Genomic DNA, 20,581 nt, shown 5'->3' with positions numbered 1-20,581 from the left:
GACCAGGGCGCGACTCCCAAGTCCATCCGCGTCCGTCTCCGGGCGCGACTTCAAGCGAAAGGTGCCGACCGTGTCGGTTTCCATCAAGCCGCTCGAGGACCGCATCGTCGTCAAGTCCAGCGAGGCCGAGCAGACCACCGCGTCCGGGCTCGTGATCCCGGACACCGCGAAGGAGAAGCCCCAGGAGGGCGAGGTCCTGGCGGTGGGTCCGGGTCGTATCGACGACAACGGCAACCGGGTTCCGCTCGACGTCAAGGTCGGCGACAAGGTGATCTACAGCAAGTACGGCGGCACGGAAGTAAAGTTCTCCGGCGAGGAGTACCTGATCCTCTCGGCCCGCGACGTGCTCGCGATCGTCGAGCGCTGAGGATCGAGCGAGTGCAGCGAGCGTTGCCGAAGCGCTCCCAAAGCTTCGAGCGCTGACCCGATGAGCCACGACGCGCCCCGGCTGCACCCGACGGTGCGCCGGGGCGTCGTCGGTACTGACCGAATCTGACGTACCGAGAGAAGGATTGACATGGCCAAGGAGCTGGAGTTCAACGACTCCGCCCGCAAGGCGCTGGAGCGCGGCGTCGACGCGCTCGCGAACACGGTCAAGGTGACCCTCGGCCCCAAGGGCCGCAACGTGGTCATCGACAAGTCGTGGGGCGCCCCCACGATCACGAATGACGGCGTCACGATCGCCCGGGAGATCGAGCTGGAGGACGCGTACGAGAACCTCGGCGCCCAGCTCGCCAAGGAGGTCGCGACCAAGACGAACGACGTCGCCGGTGATGGCACGACCACCGCGACCGTCCTGGCGCAGGCGATGGTGAAGGAGGGCCTGCGCAATGTGGCCGCCGGTGCCGCCCCCGCCGCGCTGAAGAAGGGCATGGACGCCGCCGTCGAGGCGGTCTCGAACAAGCTCCTGGCCAACGCCAAGGAGGTCGAGGGCAAGACCGAGATCGCGCAGGTCGCGGCGCTGTCGGCGCAGGACACCGAGATCGGCGAGCTCATCGCCGAGGCGTTCGACAAGGTCGGCAAGGACGGCGTCATCACCGTTGAGGAGTCCCAGACGGCCTCCACGGAGCTGGAGTTCACCGAGGGGATGCAGTTCGACAAGGGCTACCTCTCGCCGTACTTCGTCACCGACGCCGACCGCATGGAGGGCGTGCTGGAGGACTGCTACGTCCTCATCAACTCGGGCAAGATCAGCTCGGTCCAGGACGTGCTGCCGCTGCTGGAGAAGGTCGCCACCGCGAAGAAGCCGCTGCTGGTCATCGCGGAGGACGTCGACGGCGAGGCGCTCTCGACGCTGGTCCTCAACCGGATGCGCGAGGTCCTCAAGGTCATCGCGGTGAAGGCCCCCGGCTTCGGCGACCGCCGCAAGGCGATGCTGCAGGACATGGCGATCCTGACGGGCGCCACGGTCATTTCCGAGGAGGTCGGCCTCAAGCTCGACGGCGCCGGGCTCGACGTGCTCGGCACCGCGCGCCGCGTGGTGGCCAGCAAGGACAACACCACGATCGTCGAGGGTGGCGGCCAGCAGGGCGAGGTCGACGCCCGGATCGCGCAGATCAAGCAGGAGATCGAGCGCACCGACTCCGACTGGGACCGCGAGAAGCTCCAGGAGCGCCTCGCGAAGCTGGCCGGCGGCGTCTGCGTCATCAAGGTCGGCGCGCACACCGAGGTGGAGCTCAAGGAGAAGAAGCACCGCATCGAGGACGCCATCTCGGCGACCCGCGCGGCCATCGAGGAGGGCATCGTCGCCGGTGGCGGCACCGCCCTCGTGCACGCCGCGGAGGCGGTCGACGGTCTGAACCTGACCGGCGACGAGGCCACCGGTGCGGCGATCATCCGCAAGGCGACGGCCGAGCCGCTGCGCTGGATCGCGGAGAACGCGGGCATGGAGGGGTACGTCGCGGTCGCCAAGGTTCGGGAGCTGCCCGTCGGGCAGGGACTGAACGCGGCGACGGGACAGTACGGCGACCTGTACGGCGCCGGTGTCATCGACCCCGTCAAGGTGACCCGGTCGGCGCTGCGCAACGCGGCCTCGATCGCGTCCATGGTGCTGACGACCGACACCCTGGTGGTGGAGAAGAAGGTCGAGGAGCCCGCCGCGGCGGGCGGTGGCCACGGGCACGGCCACGGGCACTGATCGCCCGCAGGCTCAGCTAGGCACGTCGAAGGGCCCGGTCCAGGCGGACCGGGCCCTTCGGGCGTCAGGTGCCGACCTCAGCAGGCGGCGGGAATGTGCCGCTGCGCGACGTACAGCGCCTCGCGCTCGTCCTCGGTGAGGGCGCCCCACACGCCGTACGGCTCACGCACCGTCAGGGCGTGCTGGCGGCACTGCACGAGGACGGGGCAGGCGCGGCAGATCGCCTTCGCCGACTCGTCGCGACGGCGCCGGGCGGCTCCGCGCTCGCCCTCCGGGTGGAAGAACATGTCGGGGCTGGACGTGCGACAGGAGCCCTCGAACTGCCACTCCCACTGGTCGGCACGGGGGCCCGGCAGCCTTGAGATCTCGGCCACGAACGCCTCCTTCGGCGGTCGGAGTCTGGTTGCGATTTCGGAGCGGGTCCGGCAGAGTCGAAGTTCGGAATACGCTCGTCCCAATGCCGGACTGGTTCTCGGACGGGCGCCCGACCCGGGCACCCTGGACTCTGGGGTACCCGCCCGGGGACGGATCAAACCTGGCGATGCCACCGGGTCCGTCCGGCGACTGGAGAGGGGGAGGCCGATGGCGATGGCGTGCGCAGCGGTTCTCCCCGCTTCCGCCGGGACCCCGCGAAGGTGAGCCCCAGGCCCCGAGGCCCGGTTCAGGTGGTGCGGGACACCATGACCGACCAGGGCGCCGAGAGGCCGAGTGATCTGCGTCACACTCAGTCGGCGGTAACGTCCGGACCCGCGGCGGCGATGGACACCACGTCGGGCCGGTCGGAGATGACCGTCCTGGCTTTGCGGGCGCAGGAAGGAGATGCCCAGGCGCGGGAGCTTCTCTTGGCCGCAGTCCACGATCGAGCCTTCCGCTACGCGCGCGCGAGACTCCAGAGATTTTCGCAGGCGGCCGGTGCCGCCGAGGACGCAGCGCAGGAGGTGTGTGTCGCCGTGTTGATCGCCTTGCCCAAGTACGACGACCGCGGCCTGCCCTTCGAGGCGTTCGTCTACTCCATCAGCGCCCGCAAGATCGCGGACGTCCAGCGTTCCGTGATCCGCTCGCCGCAGCCCACCGAGGAACTCCCGGAGCCGTCCGAGCACGTCAACAGCCCGGAGGATCAGGTCGTCGGCGCGGACGAAGCCGCCCGGGCCTGGGCCATGCTGGATCGCCTCCCGGAACATCAGCGGGAGCTGTTGACGTTGCGTATCGCAGTCGGCCTGTCCGCCGAGGAGACGGGCCGGTCGCTCGGGATGACGGCGGGGTCCGTCCGGGTTGCGCAGCACCGCGCGCTCACGAAGCTTCGCCAGCTCCTCGCGGCGCAAGGGGGTGAGAGCGAATGAACGGCGACGTGTACGACGTCGACGATCAATTCCTCGACGCCCTGGGCCGCGGCCAGGCCCCAGCGGGTGACCCGCTCGGGCAGCTCCTGTCCAGCTGGGCGGCGCCCATCCAGGCCGATGCTGCGCAGGTCGCCGGTGCGTTCAGCCTCGCCGCGCTCGAGGCCAAGGCCGCCGCGGCGGCGCTGGCCGGCACGGGGACGTCGAGCGCCGCCGGTACGTCGGGCGCGGCGGGCACCGCATCCACCACCTCGACCACCTCCACCGCCGCGGGCTCCACCACGACGGGCACGACAGCCGCGGGCGGCGGCGCCGGGACGTCCGGCGCGTCGGGTTCCGGGGTGACCGGCCTCACCGGGATGGGCTCCGGCACGGCCGGGGGCACCGCCGGGGGCGTGTCGGGCACCCTCATCGCCGGCGGCGGGGTCGCGGCCGGCGTGGTCCTGTCGGTCGGGCTGACGCTGAGCGGGATGGACCTGCCGGTCATCTCACCCACCCCTGGGCCGTCGTCGGCTGCCCCTGTGGCGCCCGCGCCACAATCCACGAGCACCAGTTCGTCGAGCCCCGCGGCCCCGCCCCCCGCCAGCTCGCCCTCGGACATCCCGACCATCCCCGCTCCGGTGCCGCCCGCTGAGCCGGCGCCGCAACCGCAGCCCCCTGTCGTGCCCGTGCCGCTACCCCCGAACGAGCCGGTGCCGGTTCCGGTTCCGCCGGCGCCGAGCGTGCCCGCGCCCAGCAGCACGGTCCCACCGGAGCCCAGCCCGAGTGCTCCGCCGGCGCCCCCCACCGTCGTACCGTCGCCGCCGCGACCCACCCGCACGCCGGCGCCGCCGACGTTCGTGCCGACCACGCCGCCGCCCTCGCCCAGCTCGACGCCCTGCTGGCCGCCCGGCCACTGCAAGGGATCGACCGGTCCCGGCAACTCGACCTGGACGGCGGTGCCCCCCGGCCAGTCGCGCAAGTCCAACCGACCGCGGGAGGCTCCCGCGACGGCCTCGGCGGCTGCGCTCCCCGCGACGCCGGCAGCACCGGCGGTGACCGTCTCCCTCGCGAACTGGACCGTGCGCATCCTCCTGCCAGCCCTGGGCGGGGCACCCCTGGGCGGACCGCTGCCCTAGCGGCGGAGCACTCTAGACTCACGAAGGTGAGCGATGCGACGGCCGGACCCCAGGACCCGTTTGCGACGATCGGCCTGACGTACGACGACGTCCTCCTCCTGCCCGGGGACACCGACGTCATTCCCAGCGAGGTCGACACCACGGCGCGCCTGACCCGCGGGCTGTCGATGCGGCTGCCCCTGATCTCCGCGGCCATGGACACGGTCACCGAGGCGCGCATGGCGATCGCGATGGCCCGCGAGGGCGGCATCGGCGTGCTGCACCGCAACCTGTCGATCGAGGATCAGGCCTACCAGGTCGACCTGGTCAAGCGGACCCAGACGGGTCGGATCAGCAACCCGATCACCATCGGTCCGGACGCCACCCTGGAAGACCTGGACACGATCTGCGGGCAGTACCGCGTCTCGGGGCTGCCGGTCGTGGCCGCCGACACCACCCTCCTCGGCATCTGCACCAACCGGGACCTGCGTTTCACGCCCGTCGCGGAGTGGGGCCGGACCCTGGTGCGCGACGTGATGACGCCGATGCCCCTGATCACCGCGCCGGAGGGGATCTCGCGCGAGGACGCGACCCTGCTGCTGCGCCAGCACAAGAAGGAGCGGCTGCCCCTCGTCGACGAGGCCGGCCGCCTCGCGGGCCTGATCACGGTGAAGGACTTCGTCAAGGGCGAGCAGTACCCCCTCGCCAGCAAGGACAAGGACGGCCGCCTTATGGTGGCCGCCGCGATCGGCTACTTCGGCGACGCCTGGGAGCGGGCGACCGCGCTGGTGGAGGCGGGCGTCGACGTGCTCGTCCCGGACGTCGCCAACGGCCACGCCCGCCTCATGCTGGAGATGATCGCCCGACTCAAGAGCGACCCGGCGACCCGGCACGCGCAGGTGATCGGCGGCAACGTCGCCACCCGGGCGGGCGCGCAGGCGCTGGTGGACGCCGGCGCGGACGCGGTGAAGGTCGGCGTGGGGCCGGGCTCGATCTGTACGACGCGGGTGGTCGCCGGCGTCGGCGTACCGCAGATCACCGCCGTCTACGAGGCGTCGAAGGCGTGCCGGCCGGCGGGGGTTCCGCTGATCGCCGACGGCGGCCTGCAGTATTCGGGCGACATCGCCAAGGCCCTGGTGGCCGGCGCGGACACCGTGATGATCGGCTCGCTCCTCGCCGGCTGCGACGAGAGCCCCGGCGACCTGGTGTTCATCAACGGCAAGCAGTTCAAGAAGTACCGCGGCATGGGCTCGCTCGGGGCGATGGCCTCCCGGGGCAAGAAGTCCTATTCCAAGGACCGCTACTTCCAGGCCGACGTCGTCAGCGACGACAAGATCATCCCCGAGGGCATCGAGGGGCAGGTCGCCTACCGCGGCCCGGTGTCGGCGGTCGTCCACCAGTTGATCGGCGGCCTGCACCAGTCGCTGTTCTACGTCGGCGCCTGGGACATCCCGCAGCTGCAGGCCAAGGGGAAGTTCGTGCGCATCACGAGCGCCGGCCTCAAAGAGTCTCACCCGCACGACATCCAGATGACCGTGGAGGCCCCGAACTACTCGGGGACCATCCGATAGCCCCCGGCTGGCCGTAGCCGGCGGGCCCGGCCGCGCGTCGCCCGCCGATAGGGTTGCCGGGTGAGCGAATTGGGGACCGGCCAGCGGCGGATCGCGCTGGCCCTCGGGGGACTGGCGGGCAGCAACGCCTTCGGGGCGGGGGTGTTGGAGGCGGCGTACGACCTGGGGGTCCGGCCGCACCTGATCTCGGCGACGTCCGGCCAGATCGGCTGGGTGCATGCCTACCTTGCCCGGGCGGCTGGCGGCCGGCCCCTGCGCGAGGTGCTCGTCGAGACGATCAAGCAGGTCGAGAAGACCGGCCTGCGCGACATCGACGCGACGATCCTCGCCGTGGCGGGGGTGCGCGGGGCGTTCCGGCCGGCGTGGTTCGAGCTGCCGAAGGACCTGCTGGACAACTGGGCGACGACGTGGCAGCGGCTCTCCAGCGCCTCGCGGCCGCACCCCTCGGTGATCGAGGCCCTCGCGAGGCTGGCGCCGGCCCGCCTGCTGGTGCCGGAGTTCCCGCCGGAGTTCTTCGCCGGGATCGCGCAGGCCTTCGCCGGCTCCGACGTACCGGTCCTCTTCAACAGCTACAGCCCCGCGGAGGGGACCGAACACGTGCACCTCAACCCGGCCGCGCGGCGCGTGCTGGAGGAGGCGCGGGCGGGCGCGGGGGCCTACGCGCCCGGCACGCCGAGCGGGCACCGGGACAACACGATCTACCAGGACGTCACCGCCGAGTCGGTGCGGGCGGGGCTGTGGCTCTACGAGTACGGATTCACGGACAGCAACGCGTACGTCGACGGCGCGTACTACCGGCAGATGATGCTCTCCGAGCTCTGGCCGGCGACCGACATCGTGGCGGTGCGGCCGCTGGCGAACGCGTGGGCGGGGGCGTTGCCGCGCAGCTACGTCGGGGTCCAGGACCTGAAGACACAGGTGTACTTCGACGGCGCCTACGACGCCGAGCGCTCGCAGATTCAGCTGGTGAACACCCTGGTCGAGGCAGGCGAGCTGCCGCCGGACCGGTACCACCCGATCGCGTTCCACGAGGTGCAGCTCGCCGAGCGGCGCGGCTTCCTCGACTACGTCTTCGAGGACGAGGAGGTCTTCGACATGGGTTACGCGAAGGGCACCGAGGTGCTGGGCGCCCTCCGCGTGGGGTGAGGCGCCTCTCCTGAGGTCGGGTGAGCACGCGTGCGTACGTGTGCTCACCCGACCTGGGATGAGTCGGCTCACCCCAGGTTGGGGCGGGTAGATTGACCCGGTGACCGAGATCGAGATCGGCCGCGGCAAGCGCGGTCGCAGGGCCTACAGCTTCGACGACATCGCGATCGTCCCGTCCCGGCGGACCCGCGCCCCGCAGGACGTGTCGCTGAGCTGGCAGATCGACGCCTACCAGTTCGAGCTGCCGTTCGTGGCCGCGCCGATGGACTCGGTGATGTCGCCCGAGACCGCCATCGCGTTCGGGCGGCTCGGCGGGCTGGGGGTGCTCGACCTGGAGGGGCTCTGGACCCGCTACGAGGACCCCGCGCCGCTGCTCGCGGAGATCGCCGCGATCGACGGCGCCGCGGCGACCGCGCGGATGCAGGCCATCTACGCCGAGCCGATCAAGCCCGAGCTCATCACCGCCCGACTGCGGCACATGCGCGAGTCCGGCGTCGTCGTCGCGGGTGCGCTGTCGCCGCAGCTCACGCAGCAGCACTGGAAGACCGTCGTCGACGCGGGCGTCGACCTCTTCGTCATCCGCGGCACCACCGTCTCGGCGGAGCACGTCAGCTCGGAGGCCGAGCCGCTCAACCTCAAGCGGTTCATCTACGAGCTCGACGTCCCGGTGATCGTCGGTGGCGCCGCGACGTACACCGCCGCCCTGCACCTGATGCGCACCGGCGCGGCCGGCGTGCTCGTCGGCTTCGGCGGCGGCGCGGCGCACACGACCCGGGAGACCCTGGGCATCCACGCGCCGATGGCCTCGGCGATCGCCGACGTGGCGGCGGCTCGGCGCGACTATCTGGACGAGTCCGGCGGCCGCTACGTGCACGTCATCGCCGACGGCGGGATGGGCAAGTCCGGCGACGTCGTCAAGGCGGTGGCCTGCGGCGCCGACGCGGTCATGCTGGGCGCGGCGCTGGCCCGCGCGCAGGACGCCCCCGGCCGCGGGTTCCACTGGGGCCCCGAGGCGCACCACGAGGAGCTGCCCCGCGGCGAGCGCGTCCAGGTCGGAGTCTGCGCCAGCCTGCAGGAGATCATCCACGGGCCCAGCCGCTCCGCGGACGGGACGACGAACTTCGCCGGGGCGCTGCGTCGCTCGATGGCCACGACGGGCTACAGCGACCTCAAGGAGTTCCAGCGGGTCGAGGTCATCGTCGCGCCGTACACCCTGAGCTGACCGGGGCTGCCCGCCGGCACCGGCCGGACGGCCGGCGCCTCCCGGGCCGCGCGGGTCAGCCCGGGACCTGGCCGGAGCCGTCGAGTGTTACCCGGAGGTAGCGTGGCGCGCGGCGACACGACGTACCGTGGGAGCCATGACGACCGGAACCCTGTCGAGTACGACGTCCGTCGCTGCCGCCGCACAGACCCGCGCGGTGCTGCACCCGGCGTGGGTACGCCGCTTGACCGCCCTGGCCGTGACCTCCCCGCGCGCCCAGACGCTGACCGCGGTGACCCCGATGACGGGGCTGCCGCTCGCCGAGATCCCGCTGTCGACCCCGGACGACGTACGCACCGCAGTCGCCGGCGCCCGCGCCGCCCAACCCGACTGGGCCGCCCTGCCCGTGCAGTCCCGCGCGCAGATCCTGCTGCGGTTCCACGATCTGGTCCTCGCCCACCAGGTGGAGATGCTGGACCTCATCCAGCTGGAGAGCGGCAAGTCGCGGATCCACGCCTTCGAGGAGATCGTGGACGTGGCGCAGGTGTCCCGCTATTACGCCCGCACCGCCGCGCGGCACCTGCGGCCGCGCCGGCACGTGGGGCTGGTGCCCGGGCTCACCGAGGTGACCGAGCTGCGGCACCCCAAGGGTGTGGTCGGCATCGTCGCGCCGTGGAACTACCCGCTGTCAATGGGCATCACCGACGTGATTCCGGCGCTGATGGCGGGCAACGCCGTCGTGGTCCGACCGGATACCCAGACCTCGCTCACTCTGCTGTTCTGCGCCGAGCTGCTGCGCCGCGCCGGGCTGCCGCAGCGCGTCGTGCAGGTGGTGCTCGGCCGGGGCAGCGTGGTGGGCAACGCGCTGTTCGAGCAGGTGGACTACGTGGGGTTCACCGGGTCGACCGCGACGGGCCGGACCGTCGCCGCCAAGGCCGCGGAGCGGCTCGTCGCGTGTTCGCTGGAGCTGGGCGGGAAGAACCCGCTGTACGTCGCGGCCGACGCCGACCTCGAGCGCGCCGCGGAGGGCGCCGTTCGAGCCTGCTTCGCCTCGGCGGGTCAGCTGTGCGTGAGCATCGAGCGGCTGATCCTGCACGAGGCGATCGCCGAGCCGTTCTTGGCCGCGTTCCTGCCCCGGGTGCGGGCGCTGAAGCTCGGCCCGCAGCTCACCTACGACGCCGACATGGGCAGCCTCGTCTCCGCCGATCAGCTGGCCACCGTGGAGCGGCACGTCGAGGACGCCCGCGCCAAGGGAGCCGTGGTGCTTGCTGGCGGCAAGCACCGCCCCGACCTGGGGCCGTGGTTCTACGAGCCGACGGTGCTCGACGGGGTCACCGAGGACATGGCGGCCTGCCGCGAGGAGACGTTCGGGCCGGTCGTCTCGGTCTACCGGGTCGCCAGCGACGACGAGGCGGTCCGGGTGGCCAACGACACGGCGTACGGCCTGAACGCCTCCCTGTGGACCCGCGACCTGCGCCGCGGGCGGGCGCTCGCAGCGCGCATCGAGGCGGGCACGGTGAACGTGAACGAGGGGTACGCCGCGGCGTACGCGTCCACGGCGTCCCCGATGGGCGGGTTCAAGGACTCCGGGCTGGGGCGTCGGCACGGGGCGGAGGGGATCCTGAAGTACACGGAGTCCCAGACCGTGGCCGTGCAGCGGCTCCTGGGGCTGGGCGTGCCGCCGCAGCTGACGCCCGAGAAGTTCAGCGACGTGATGACCGGCTTCTTCAAGGTGATGAAGGGGATCGGCCGGCCGTAGGGTCGGGGACATGAGCGAGCCCACGCAGCAGGCCGGCCGTGAGCCGATCACCTATGTCCTCGTCGACGGCGAGAACATCGACGCGACGCTGGGGCTCTCGATCCTGGAGCGGCGGCCCGACCGGGACGAGCGGCCGCGCTGGGACCGCGTGCTGACCTTCGCCGAGCGGCGCTGGGAACAGCCGGTGCGCGGCCTGTTCTTCATCGCCATTCACGAGGGCTTCGACATGCCGTTCGCCTTCGTCCAGGCCATGCGCAGCATCGGGTTCCGGCCGATCCCCGTCACGGGGCGGCGCGACCAGAAGGTGGTGGACATCGCCATCAAGCGCACGCTGGGGGCCATCGCCGAGCGCTCCGGCGACGTGATGCTGGCGAGCCACGACGGCGACTTCCTGCCCGAGCTGCAGGCGCTGATGGACGGTCGGCGGATCGGCGTGCTCGGGTTCAACGAGTTCCGCAACGTCGGCTACGCGGACCTGGCCGACGACATCGAGCTGTTCGACCTGGAGTTCGACGTGGGGGCCTTCACGCAACCGCTGCCGCGACTGCGGGTCATCCCGATCGACGAGTTCGACCCGGTCCCCTTCCTCTGATCGGGGGTGGACTAGCCTGGCAAGCGTGCTGCGAACCGCGCTGTCTCCCAAGTGGCTGGGGCTTCTCGCCCTGGTCATCGCGGTGATGGTCGGGTTCGCCGTGCTGGGACGCTGGCAGCTCGACGTCGCCCAGGAGAAGGGGCTCGCCGAAGCCACCCGGGAGGCCGCCGCGCGGCCCACCGCCCCGCTGACCGAGGTCATCAAGCCGGGCGCGCCCTTCCCCGCCGACGGGCTGGACCGGAAGGTCACGGTGGCGGGGGAGTACGTCGCGAGCCAGCAAGTCCTGGTCAGCGGCCGCAAGCTGGGCGACCGGACCGGCTATTGGGTCGTGACGCCGCTGCGGGTCGAGGGCTCCCACGCCCCCGGCGCCGAGCCCGCCGCCATCCCGATCCTGCGCGGCTTCATCACCGATGCCGGGGCACCCGCCGCCCCGCCGGCCGGCCGCGTAAGCATCACCGGCACCCTCGCGCAGAGCGAGCCGTCGCCCGACCAGTTCCGGCCGATGCCCGCGGGGCAGATCCAGACCCTCAACATCCCGGTGCTACTGAACCGGTGGGGCGGCGAGCTGTACGCCGCCTTCGTCTTCCTCGCCAGCCAAGACCCGCCCGCCGCGGCGGACGCGCCAGGTGCGGCCGCTGCCCTGACCGTGGTGCCCCCGCCCGAGTCCGGCGTGGGCCAGCTCAACTGGCGCAACCTGGGCTATGCGCTGCAGTGGTTCTTCTTCGCGGCGTTCGCCCTCTACATGTGGTGGCGGATGGTCCGCGAGGACGCCCACGCCCGCGCGCTGCTCGGCACCGACCCGACGCCGCCATCGCCCGCCGGCTCCGACGTACCCGCGGGCGGTCCCGCAGACTCCGACGTACCCTCCCAGCCCGACGTGCCCACCCCCGAAGGAGAACCCTCCCGATGACCACCCAGCCACGCGCGGCCCGACCGGAGCTCCTCGCGAGCAACGACGAGATCCGCAAGGCGCTGACGTTCTTCAAGGTCATGGCGTTCGTCGTCGGCGTGGGCCTGCTGCTGCTTGTCGTGGAGATGGTCCTGGCCTACGGCGTGGGGCTCAAGGGCAAGGACAACCCGCTGTGGTGGTGGCCGCAGCCGCACGGGTTCCTCTACATGATCTACGCCGTCGCCACGTTCTACCTCTCGCTCAAGGTGCGCTGGCCGCTCGGCCGCCTGGTCGTCATCCTGCTCGCGGGGTGCGTCCCGTTCCTGTCGTTCGTCGCCGAACGCAAGGTGGAGCACGAGGTCCGCGGCATCCTCGCGGCGCGCGGGGATGGCGCACGCGGCGACTAGGCTTTTGCGGGTGAGCACCGACCCGCACGCCCATCCCGTCCTCGTCGTGGACTTCGGGGCGCAGTACGCGCAACTCATCGCCCGGCGGGTCCGCGAGGCGGGCGTCTACAGCGAGGTCGTCCCGCACACCGCCGGCGCGTCGATCCTGGACCGCGAGCCCGCGGCGATCGTGCTGTCCGGGGGGCCGAGCAGCGTGTACGCCGACGGCGCCCCCGCCCTCGACCCGGCGCTGCTCACGGCCGGCGTACCGGTCTTCGGCCTCTGCTACGGCTTCCAGGCGATGGTGCGCGCGCTCGGGGGCGAGGTGCAACGCACGGGCCTGTCGGAGTACGGCGCCACGCCCATGCAGGTCGCCGGAGCCTCTTCGACGCTGTTCACCGGCCAGCCCGAGGGCCAGTCGGTGTGGATGAGCCACGGCGACTCCGTCACCACGGCGCCGGAGGGGCTGCGGGTCACCGCCTCGACGCCGGGCGCGCCGGTGGCGGCGTTCGAGGACGACGACCGCAAGCTGTACGGCGTGCAATGGCACCCCGAGGTGTTGCACACGACGTTCGGTCAGCGCCAGCTGGAGAACTTCCTGCACCGCGGCGCCGGACTGGCCGCCGACTGGAACGCCGGGTCGATCGTGGAGGAGCAGATCCGCCGGATCCGCGACCAGGTCGGCGAGGACCGGGTGCTGTGCGGGCTGTCCGGCGGGGTGGATTCCTCGGTGGCTGCCGCGCTGGTGCACCGTGCGGTTGGCAGCCAGCTGACCTGCGTGTTCGTCGACCACGGGCTGCTGCGGGCCGGGGAGGCGGAGCAGGTCGAGAAGGACTTCGTCGAGGCGACCGGGGTCGACCTGGTCGTCGTGGACGCCGCGGACACGTTCCTGGCCGCGCTCGCCGGGGTGAGCGAGCCGGAGGAGAAGCGCAAGATCATCGGGCGCGAGTTCATCCGGGCGTTCGAGCGGGCCGCGCGGGACGTGGTCGCGGGGCACGCCGGGGGGGCGAATGACGTCGACCATCCCGTGAAGTACCTGGTCCAGGGCACCCTCTATCCCGACGTGGTCGAGTCCGGCGGGGGCACCGGGGCCGCGAACATCAAGAGCCACCACAACGTCGGCGGCCTGCCCGCGGACCTGCAGTTCAGCCTCGTCGAGCCGCTGCGCGACCTGTTCAAGGACGAGGTCCGCCAGGTGGGGCTCGAGCTCGGCGTACCGGAGGCCATCGTCTGGCGCCAGCCCTTCCCAGGGCCGGGCCTCGGCATCCGTGTCATCGGCGAGGTCACCCGCGAGCGGCTCGAGATCCTGCGCGCCGCGGACGCCATCGCCCGCGAAGAGCTCACCAAGGCGGGGCTCGACCGGGACATCTGGCAGTGCCCGGTCGTGCTGCTGGCCGACATCCGCTCGGTGGGGGTGCAGGGCGACGGCCGCACGTACGGCCATCCCGTCGTGCTGCGCCCGGTCAGCAGCGAGGACGCCATGACGGCGGACTGGACCCGGGTGCCGTACGACGTGCTCGCCACCATCTCCACCCGCATCACCAACGAGGTCGCGGAGGTCAACCGGGTGGTCCTCGACGTGACGAGCAAGCCGCCCGGCACGATCGAGTGGGAGTGAGCGTGCAGACCGGGCGCCGGGGCGAGCTGTTCGCCTACCTCGCGATCATCGCGGTGAACCTGCTCGTGCTGCCGAACTGGTTCTCGCCCGGCCGGTTCGCGCTGGCGGCGCGGCTGGGCTTCATCGCGCTCAGCGTGCTGGTCATCGCCTTCTGCGCGTGGCGGATCACGGGCATCCTCGGGGTCAGCCCGTTCACCAAGCGCAAGCACCCGCAGTACGCGCCGTACGGCGTCGATGACGAGGACGACGGCGCGGAGGACGCGGGCCCGTTCGCGGCCGCCCGGCGGCGCCGGCAGGAGGCGCGGAGCTGGGGCCAGTCGGAGGACTTCGAGGAATACGACCCGTACGACGACGCTCCCGACGCCTCCCATGAGCACGATCGCCGCGAGGCCCGCGAGGCCCGCGAGGCCCCTGACGACCCCGGCGACCGCGACACCCGAGGGCGGCGCCCATGAGCCTGGTGGGGCAGGCCGCCCTGCTCGTGTCGTTCCCCGTCGCAGCCTCCGCGGTCGGGGCGATCGTCGCGGCCGTCCGGCCGCCCGGCCCCCGGGTCGTCAGCGGCGTCCAACACTTCGCGGCCGGCGTGGTCACCGCGGCGCTGGTCGGCGAGATCATGCCCGAACTCGCCCGCGAGGGGCGGCTCGGCTGGACCGTGGTGGGGTTCGTCGCCGGGGCCGTCCTCGTGCTGCTGCTGGGGGCCTACGGCCGTCGGCAGGAAGAGGCCGCCGCCCTCGACGCGGAGGCACCTCGCGCCGCGGCCGGACACCTGCGTCGACGGGCGGTCGCCGCGGCGACGGCCGCGACCCTGCCGATCGGCATGCTCGGCGCGATGGCCGTCGACCTGCTGCTCGACGGGGTACTCGTCGGTCTCGGGGTCCGGCTCGGCTCCACGCAAGGCCTGATCCTGACCATCGCCCTCACCCTGGAGATCCTCTTCCTGGGCCTGTCGGTGGTCGCCGAGTTGACCGAGGCGGGCCTGAGCAAGGCGCGGTCGGTGCTGGTCTGCCTGGCGTTGGGCCTGATGACGGCGGTCGGGGCCATCGGTGGCGCCCTCTTACTGGCGGACGCGAGCGAGTCGGTCATGTCGGCGGTGCTGGCGTTCGGCGCCGCGGCGCTGCTCTACCTCGTCGTCGAGGAACTGCTCGTCGAGGCCCACGAGGAGCGCGAATCGGTGGCGCTGGGGGCGATGTATTTCCTCGGCTTCCTTGTCATCTACGTGCTGGCCTCGATCGGAGCCTGAACGCTCGACGGCGGGCGACTCGTTCGCCGGGCGACCTGGTGGGCGGCCCCCGCTCGCCGTACGGTAACCCCATGAGCAGCCAACGCACCCCCGACGACCCGCGCAAGACCGTCCAGCGCTACTACGACGCCCTCGACCGCGACGACCTGGAGGCGGTGCTGGAGCTGTTCTCCGGCGACGTGCTCTACCGGCGGCCGGGGTACGAGGTCATCGCGGGGATGGACCGCCTGCGCGACTACTACAGCGGCGACCGCAAGCTCGCCGCCGGCCGCCACCTGGTGCGGGACGTGCTGGTGGAGGGGCAGAAGGCGGCGGCGCACGGCATGTACGAGGGCCAGCTTAAGGACGGCGACCGCACCGCCATGGGCTTCGCGGCGTTCTTCAGTTTCGACATGAACGGCCGGATCGCCGAGCACACGACGTACTTCTTCACCCCCGCCGTCTAACGACGCCTGCGACGACGCGTCCGGCGTCCTGGGATGCGTCCCGCCGCGCGCGGAGCTGGGCGGTCGTCCTATCGTGAAGCGCATGCGGAGAGACGGTGGGGACGGCGCGGGGGGCGGCGCGCTGGTGACGCGGGTGGTCGAGACGCGGCTGCCGACGAGGCACGGCACGTTCCGAATCCTGGGCTACCGCGACGAGGGCGGTACGCCGGGCATGGTCGAGCACGTCGCGATGGTCATGGGGCTCGGCGACGGCCAGCCCCGGTCCGAGGCTCCGCTGGTGCGGGTGCATTCGGAGTGCCTGACCGGCGACGTGCTCGGGTCGCGGCGCTGCGACTGCGGCGAGCAGCTCGACGCCGCGCTGGCCCGGGTCGCCGCCGAGCGCGAGGGCGTCGTCATCTACGTGCGCGGGCACGAGGGCCGCGGGATCGGCCTGGTCGAGAAGCTGCGCGCCTACCGGCTTCAGGATGACGGCGTCGACACCCTCGACGCCAACCTGCAGCTGGGGCACGTCGCGGACGCCCGGGACTACCGGCAGTCCGCCGCGATCCTGCGCGACCTCGGGCTGCGCCGGATCCGGCTGATGTCGTCCAACCCGAGCAAGGAGAAGGCGCTCGCCGGGCTCGGGATCGAGGTCGTCGAGCGGACCGGCATGTTCGTGCCGCCCCGCCCCGAGAACGCCGCCTACCTCGACACCAAGCGCGCCCGGATGGGCCACGACCGGCCCGGGCTGGACGCCTGGGCCGCCCTGCTTGCCGGGCACGTGCCGCCGCACCCGGCGGAGGGGGCCGAGCGGGAGCTGGTGGAGCGGTACGGCGACCTGGCCTCCTGCGGGCCGCGCGTGACGATCGCGCAGCTCGGGCAGAGCCTCGACGGTTTCATCGCCAGCCGCACCGGCGACGCCGACTTCGTCACGGGCGAGCTGGACCGGGCGCACCTGCACCGGCTGCGCGCGCTGGTCGACGCGGTGGTGGTCGGGGCGGGCACGGTGGTCGCCGACGACTGCCGCCTCACCGTGCGCGCCGTGCCGGGGGAGCACCCGGTCCGGGTCGTGCTCGATCCCCGGGCTCGGGTGCCGCTGACCTCGCAGGTCCTCTCCGACGGGGTGGCACCGACGTTGTGGCTGGTGGGCGCGGAGGCCCGTACGTCGGGGCGGGTGCCCGAACCCACGTCCCTGCCGGCGCGGGTCGACGTCGCGGTGGTGCCGGTCGGGCCGGACGGGCACGTGGAGCCGGCCGAGGTACTGCGGGTGTTGCGCGGCCGGGGCCTGGGGCGGGTGCTGGTCGAGGGCGGCGGGCTGACCGTGTCGTCGTTCTTCGAGGCCGACGTGCTGGACCGCCTCTACCTCACGGTGGCGCCGGTGCTGATCGGCGACGGCGTCCCGGGCCTGCGCTTCGACGGCGAGGATCGGCTCGCGGACGCGTTGCGCGCCCCCGCCCGGCGGTTCCTGCTGGGCGAGGACACCTGCACGGAGCTGGTGCTGCACACCTGAGAAGCCCAACGCGACCGCCTCCGCTGACGCCGGACCCTTCCGGCGACCCCTGGATCGCGAGTGCCCGTCCCAGCTGACGTACAGAACGCGGTTCGGCCGGGGTGCCGATTTCTATCGCTGCTGATCACAGGCCCGTGCCTGGCGGCTCAGCGGGCTTGCAGGCCGGTACTGTACGTCGCCAGGGACGGACCCGGGGATCACGCGGGCAGGAGCAGCAGGTCCTGGTGGTCCACCTGGAGGATCAGCTCCCCGGCGCTGACCTGGGCCACGCGCCGGGCCCGCCACGCCGCCACCTGCTCCTGGGCCAGCGGCTCGCCGGCGAGCTGTTCGATCGCCGCGTCGGCCCGGTCGGCCAGGTAGCGGCGCAGGAAGTCCTGGGTCGAGGCCGCGGCGGCCACGCGCCAGGGCGTCTGGGCGGTCCGGACGAGGGCGCCGGCCCGAGTGGCGGCGCGGGCGACGTACGTCGATGCCGCCGGGCCGGGCCGGGCGGACCTCGCCTGATGAGCGTCGAATGCCGCGCGGACCAGCTCGTCGGCGGCGTCCGCAGGCTCGATCCTCACGTCGCCGGTCACGGTGAGCGCGAACAACGCCGGGACCCCGGCGGCGACCACGGCATCGACCAGGGCATCCAGCTCGGCGGCCGCAAGGAGGTCGAGCAGGGCCGAGCAGGTGACCAGCCGCGGCCCGGACCCCAGCTCCGCCAGGACCCCCGCCAGCTCAGGGATCCCGCCAAGCACGCGCCGACAGCCTTCGTTGTCCGCCGCCGCCAGCAGCGCGGGATCGTGGTCGATCAGCGTCCAGGACGTGGGGAAGGGCAGGCGGGGCTCCAGGTACGCACGATTGGCCCCGGTCCCCGCGCCCACATCGACGACGTGGACGGACGCGCCGGCGGGGTACGTCGCGGCAAGCTCGCCCAGCAGCCCGACCGACGATTCCCGCGCGGCCTCATCCAACGCCCGCCGCAGCGCCAGCCAGTCCGCGGCGATGGGCCGGTCCGGGCCGCCAGCCTGGCCGCCTCCAATCGGCCGCCCGGCGTCGCTCGGCTGGTCCGGCCCGCAGCCCGGCACGCGGTCGGTCACGCTCCCGGGCCTGCGCTGACGGCCTGGACGAACTCCCACAGCTCGTCCGCGGCAGCCGACCAGGGGCGCAGGTCGGCCCGCCGGGCCAGCGCCCGCGCGCGCCACGTCGTACGGGTCGTCTCCTCATCCAGCCAGCCGCCGAGCACCCGCGCCATGTCCTCGCGGCTGCGCGGATCGATGAGCGCGCCGGCCGGATCGGCAGGGTCGACGCCATCGCACGGCGTACCCGTCAGCGCCTCCACCGCTCCCGTCCCTCGCGAGACGACGGCGGGGATCCCGTGCGCGAGCGCCTCGGTGACGACGAGGCCGTACGTCTCGTGCAGCGACGGCAGGACGAGCAGGTCGAGTCGGGACCAGAACCGTTCGAGGTCGGCATCGTCGAGAACGCCGGGGAGCGCGATCCGGTTGGCGAGGCCGAGGGCGGCGGCGCGGTCGCGGACGGGGGCGGCGTACGCCGGGTCGGGTTGCGGCCCCACGAACTCAGCCGTCCAGGCCCGGTCGGCAAGCACGGCCAGCGCCTCGACCAGGCCGGACTGGTTCTTGCGCGGGGTGACGGAGGCCAGGACGCCGAGCCGCGGGGCATCGCCCGCAGCGTCGGAGCCGTCGAGGGCCCCACCGGGTTCCGGCACCGAGCCCGGGGCGATCGGGCGGGGATCCGCCCCCGGCGGCACCGCACCCACCCGGGGCAGCTCGTGTCGGCGCCGGACGTCCTCGGCCGCGGTCTGGCTCGTGGCGACCACGGCCGTGGCCGCGTGGGCCGCCCAGCGCTCCAGTCCCTCCAGGTCGCGGGCCTGGTCGAGGGCCAGGCCGGTCTCGTCGGCCAGGGGCAGGTGGATGAGCAGGACGACCTGATGCCCGGTGGCGACCGCCTCCTGGATCTGCTGGGGGCAGCACGCGCCGACCAGTCCGTCGACCAGGCTGACCGGATGTTCGCGCAGGGCCGCGGCCAGTCGCTCGCGCGCGGCGTCGTCCGGGTGCGGCCAGCCGCCGCCGACGGTGACGGCCTGGGCCGGGTGCCCTCGCTCGGCCCAGTGCCGCAGGACTCGGTCGTTATAGGTGTGCCCCCCGCTGGGCGTACCGCCCGGTTCCGGAACGACGAAACCGACCCTCACGCCGCGCCCCCCAGCGCCCGGCGGTAGCTGGCCCACGCGTCGGGGTGCTCGCGAAGGACGACCTCCAGCTCGACGAAGTCCGCCACCGGCAGCCCCACCCCCGGCATCCCGGCGGCGACGGCGTCGGCGATGTGCCGGGCCACGGCCTCGGTCGTGGACAGGCGCCCCGCAAAGGCCGGGTGCTCGTCGAGGTTGCGGTAGTTCAGATCCGCCAGGACCTCGCGCAGCAGGGTGCCCGCCGCGCCGATGTCGAGGACCACGCCGTGCGCGTCGAGGTCCGCGCGGCGCCAGGTCACCTCGGCCACCAGCGTGGCGCCGTGCAGACCCTGCGCCGGGCCGAAGAACGGGTCGGGCAGGCTGTGCGCGATCATCACGTGGTCGCGGACGGTGAGCGCGAACATGGGACTCCTGTGTCGAAGGCGGGTCGAGGGGCTGTCGGGGGCTGTTTCGGGGCTGTCGGGCGCGACCGGTCAGGGGTAGGTCACGACATGAGCCAGGCCGGGCCACCGACCCACGGCGATGTCGTCCATCCTGGCAGGTAGCTCGTCGAACGGGCAGGCGCCGGTGAGCAGGACGTCGTACGCCGGGTCGGCCAGCTCGGCGAAGGCGAGGGCGAGGCGGTCCTGGGTCGTACGCCGGGCGCGGCGCGCCGCCGAGACCTGGCCGACCTGCGAGGCCCGCATCGTCAGGCGCCGGGCGTGGAAGGCCTCGCCGAGGGGTACGGCGGGGGACCGCTCGCCGTACCAGCTCAGCTCCACCACCTCCGCCTCCTCGCCCGCCAGACGCAGCGCCGTGGCCAGCCCGGCCTCGGTGGCCGAGGCGTGCAGCACCACGTCGCAGTCACCGGCGGCCCGCTCCGGCGGCACGAGGGACACCCCGAAGGCGTCCGCCACCTCCCGGCGGGCGGGCTCGGGGTCGACGAGCTCCAGTCGGGCGAGCGGGAATTGCCGCAATAGGGCCGCCGCGCACGCGCCGATCATGCCCGCGCCGACGACCGCGACCCGGTCGCCATAGCGCGGCGCCGCGTCCCAGAGCGCGTTGAGCGCGGTCTCGACGGCGCCCGCGAGGACGGCGCGGTCGTCCGGTACGTCGTCCGGGACGGGCGTCAGGGCGGTGGCCGGCACCACGTACCGATCCTGGTGCGGGTAGAGGCAGAACACGCGCCGCCCGATCAGACCCGTCTCGACCTGGTCTCCGACGGCCTCGACGACGCCGACGGACAGGTAGCCGTACTTGACCGGCCCGGGCAGGTCGCCCGCCTGGAACGGCGCGCGCATGAGATCGCGGACGGGCTCGGGGACCCCGCCTCGGTGCACCAGCGACTCGGTGCCCCGGCTGATGCCCGAGCGGGTGGTCCGGACCAAGGCCTCGCCGGCTCCCGGCGAGGGCAGCGGCTCGGTGCGGATCTCGCCGCGGCCGGGCTCAGTGGTCCAGTACGCGCGAGCCTCCATGACCTCGACCCTAGGTGCATCCCGCCGGCCG

Annotated in this window: 21 protein-coding genes; 16 read left to right on the top strand and 5 right to left on the bottom strand. The window is 72.9% G+C overall.

Annotated elements, in window-relative coordinates:
- Positions 1–70: 70 nt before the first annotated feature.
- On the top strand, positions 71–367 hold the full coding sequence (gene groES / locus IPK37_02735) for a co-chaperone GroES (GenBank protein ID QQS01403.1): 297 nt from the start codon (positions 71–73) through the stop codon (positions 365–367).
- Between the two features lie 150 nt (positions 368–517).
- Entirely contained in the window at positions 518–2,137 is a 1,620-nt protein-coding gene (gene groL / locus IPK37_02730) for a chaperonin GroEL (protein QQS01402.1), read from the top strand.
- Between the two features lie 77 nt (positions 2,138–2,214).
- On the opposite strand, the gene IPK37_02725 is transcribed toward groL, so the two are convergent.
- Complete coding sequence (locus IPK37_02725) at positions 2,215–2,511, bottom strand: WhiB family transcriptional regulator (protein QQS01401.1); 297 nt, start codon at positions 2,509–2,511, stop codon at positions 2,215–2,217.
- A 384-nt stretch (positions 2,512–2,895) separates the two neighbouring features.
- Between IPK37_02725 and shbA the strand changes: the two genes are divergently transcribed.
- The 14 genes from shbA (at position 2,896) to ribA (ending at position 16,908) form a co-directional block, all read left to right on the top strand.
- Positions 2,896–3,477, top strand: a complete 582-nt coding sequence (shbA, locus tag IPK37_02720) for an RNA polymerase sigma factor ShbA (protein ID QQS02620.1) — start codon at positions 2,896–2,898, stop codon at positions 3,475–3,477.
- Entirely contained in the window at positions 3,474–4,592 is a 1,119-nt protein-coding gene (locus tag IPK37_02715) for a hypothetical protein (protein ID QQS01400.1), read from the top strand. The genes shbA and IPK37_02715 overlap by 4 nt, the downstream gene beginning before the upstream one ends.
- A 68-nt stretch (positions 4,593–4,660) precedes the next feature.
- On the top strand, positions 4,661–6,142 hold the full coding sequence (gene guaB / locus IPK37_02710; GenBank protein ID QQS02619.1) for an IMP dehydrogenase: 1,482 nt from the start codon (positions 4,661–4,663) through the stop codon (positions 6,140–6,142).
- Between the two features lie 60 nt (positions 6,143–6,202).
- Complete coding sequence (locus IPK37_02705; protein QQS01399.1) at positions 6,203–7,288, top strand: hypothetical protein; 1,086 nt, start codon at positions 6,203–6,205, stop codon at positions 7,286–7,288.
- Between the two features lie 100 nt (positions 7,289–7,388).
- Positions 7,389–8,510, top strand: coding sequence for a GuaB3 family IMP dehydrogenase-related protein (locus IPK37_02700; protein ID QQS01398.1), 1,122 nt, complete (start codon positions 7,389–7,391; stop codon positions 8,508–8,510).
- A 136-nt stretch (positions 8,511–8,646) separates the two neighbouring features.
- Positions 8,647–10,248, top strand: a complete 1,602-nt coding sequence (locus IPK37_02695; GenBank protein QQS01397.1) for a succinate-semialdehyde dehydrogenase (NADP(+)) — start codon at positions 8,647–8,649, stop codon at positions 10,246–10,248.
- Between the two features lie 10 nt (positions 10,249–10,258).
- Entirely contained in the window at positions 10,259–10,840 is a 582-nt protein-coding gene (locus tag IPK37_02690; protein QQS01396.1) for an NYN domain-containing protein, read from the top strand.
- A 25-nt stretch (positions 10,841–10,865) separates the two neighbouring features.
- The gene (locus tag IPK37_02685; protein ID QQS01395.1) at positions 10,866–11,750 is read left to right on the top strand and encodes an SURF1 family protein; all 885 of its coding nucleotides are present in this window, start codon (positions 10,866–10,868) and stop codon (positions 11,748–11,750) included.
- The gene (locus IPK37_02680) at positions 11,747–12,136 is read left to right on the top strand and encodes a DUF3817 domain-containing protein (GenBank protein QQS01394.1); all 390 of its coding nucleotides are present in this window, start codon (positions 11,747–11,749) and stop codon (positions 12,134–12,136) included. The genes IPK37_02685 and IPK37_02680 overlap by 4 nt, the downstream gene beginning before the upstream one ends.
- Positions 12,117–13,733, top strand: coding sequence for a glutamine-hydrolyzing GMP synthase (guaA, locus tag IPK37_02675; GenBank protein ID QQS01393.1), 1,617 nt, complete (start codon positions 12,117–12,119; stop codon positions 13,731–13,733). The genes IPK37_02680 and guaA overlap by 20 nt, the downstream gene beginning before the upstream one ends.
- A complete protein-coding gene (locus tag IPK37_02670; GenBank protein QQS01392.1) occupies positions 13,730–14,188 on the top strand; it encodes a hypothetical protein in 459 nt (152 codons plus the stop codon). The genes guaA and IPK37_02670 overlap by 4 nt, the downstream gene beginning before the upstream one ends.
- Positions 14,185–14,973 (top strand): ZIP family metal transporter, encoded by a 789-nt coding sequence (locus IPK37_02665; protein ID QQS01391.1) that lies wholly within the window; start codon positions 14,185–14,187, stop codon positions 14,971–14,973. Before IPK37_02670 ends, IPK37_02665 begins: the two co-directional genes overlap by 4 nt.
- 71 nt (positions 14,974–15,044) lie before the next feature.
- Positions 15,045–15,419: a nuclear transport factor 2 family protein gene (locus IPK37_02660; protein ID QQS01390.1), complete on the top strand. Its 375-nt coding sequence runs from the start codon at positions 15,045–15,047 to the stop codon at positions 15,417–15,419.
- Positions 15,420–15,501: 82 nt separating this feature from the next.
- The gene (gene ribA / locus IPK37_02655) at positions 15,502–16,908 is read left to right on the top strand and encodes a GTP cyclohydrolase II (protein QQS01389.1); all 1,407 of its coding nucleotides are present in this window, start codon (positions 15,502–15,504) and stop codon (positions 16,906–16,908) included.
- Positions 16,909–17,105: 197 nt separating this feature from the next.
- Here ribA and IPK37_02650 read toward each other — a convergent pair whose 3' ends face one another.
- The 4 genes from IPK37_02650 to IPK37_02635 all read right to left on the bottom strand — a co-directional run bounded on the left by IPK37_02650 (position 17,106) and on the right by IPK37_02635 (position 20,550).
- Entirely contained in the window at positions 17,106–17,987 is an 882-nt protein-coding gene (locus IPK37_02650) for an SAM-dependent methyltransferase (protein ID QQS01388.1), read from the bottom strand.
- Entirely contained in the window at positions 17,984–19,099 is a 1,116-nt protein-coding gene (locus IPK37_02645) for a glycosyltransferase family 4 protein (protein ID QQS01387.1), read from the bottom strand. The genes IPK37_02650 and IPK37_02645 overlap by 4 nt, the downstream gene beginning before the upstream one ends.
- Complete coding sequence (locus tag IPK37_02640; protein QQS01386.1) at positions 19,096–19,500, bottom strand: 6-carboxytetrahydropterin synthase; 405 nt, start codon at positions 19,498–19,500, stop codon at positions 19,096–19,098. Before IPK37_02640 ends, IPK37_02645 begins: the two co-directional genes overlap by 4 nt.
- 69 nt (positions 19,501–19,569) lie before the next feature.
- Complete coding sequence (locus tag IPK37_02635) at positions 19,570–20,550, bottom strand: zinc-binding alcohol dehydrogenase (GenBank protein QQS01385.1); 981 nt, start codon at positions 20,548–20,550, stop codon at positions 19,570–19,572.
- Positions 20,551–20,581: the final 31 nt, after the last annotated feature.

Origin of the sequence: Austwickia sp. (genome assembly GCA_016699675.1) — a bacterium.
In the GTDB taxonomy this organism is placed as follows: Bacteria; Actinomycetota; Actinomycetes; order Actinomycetales; family Dermatophilaceae; genus Austwickia.
The sequence above is the reverse complement of the archived record's forward strand: the minus strand, read 5'-3'. Positions and strand labels throughout refer to the sequence as shown.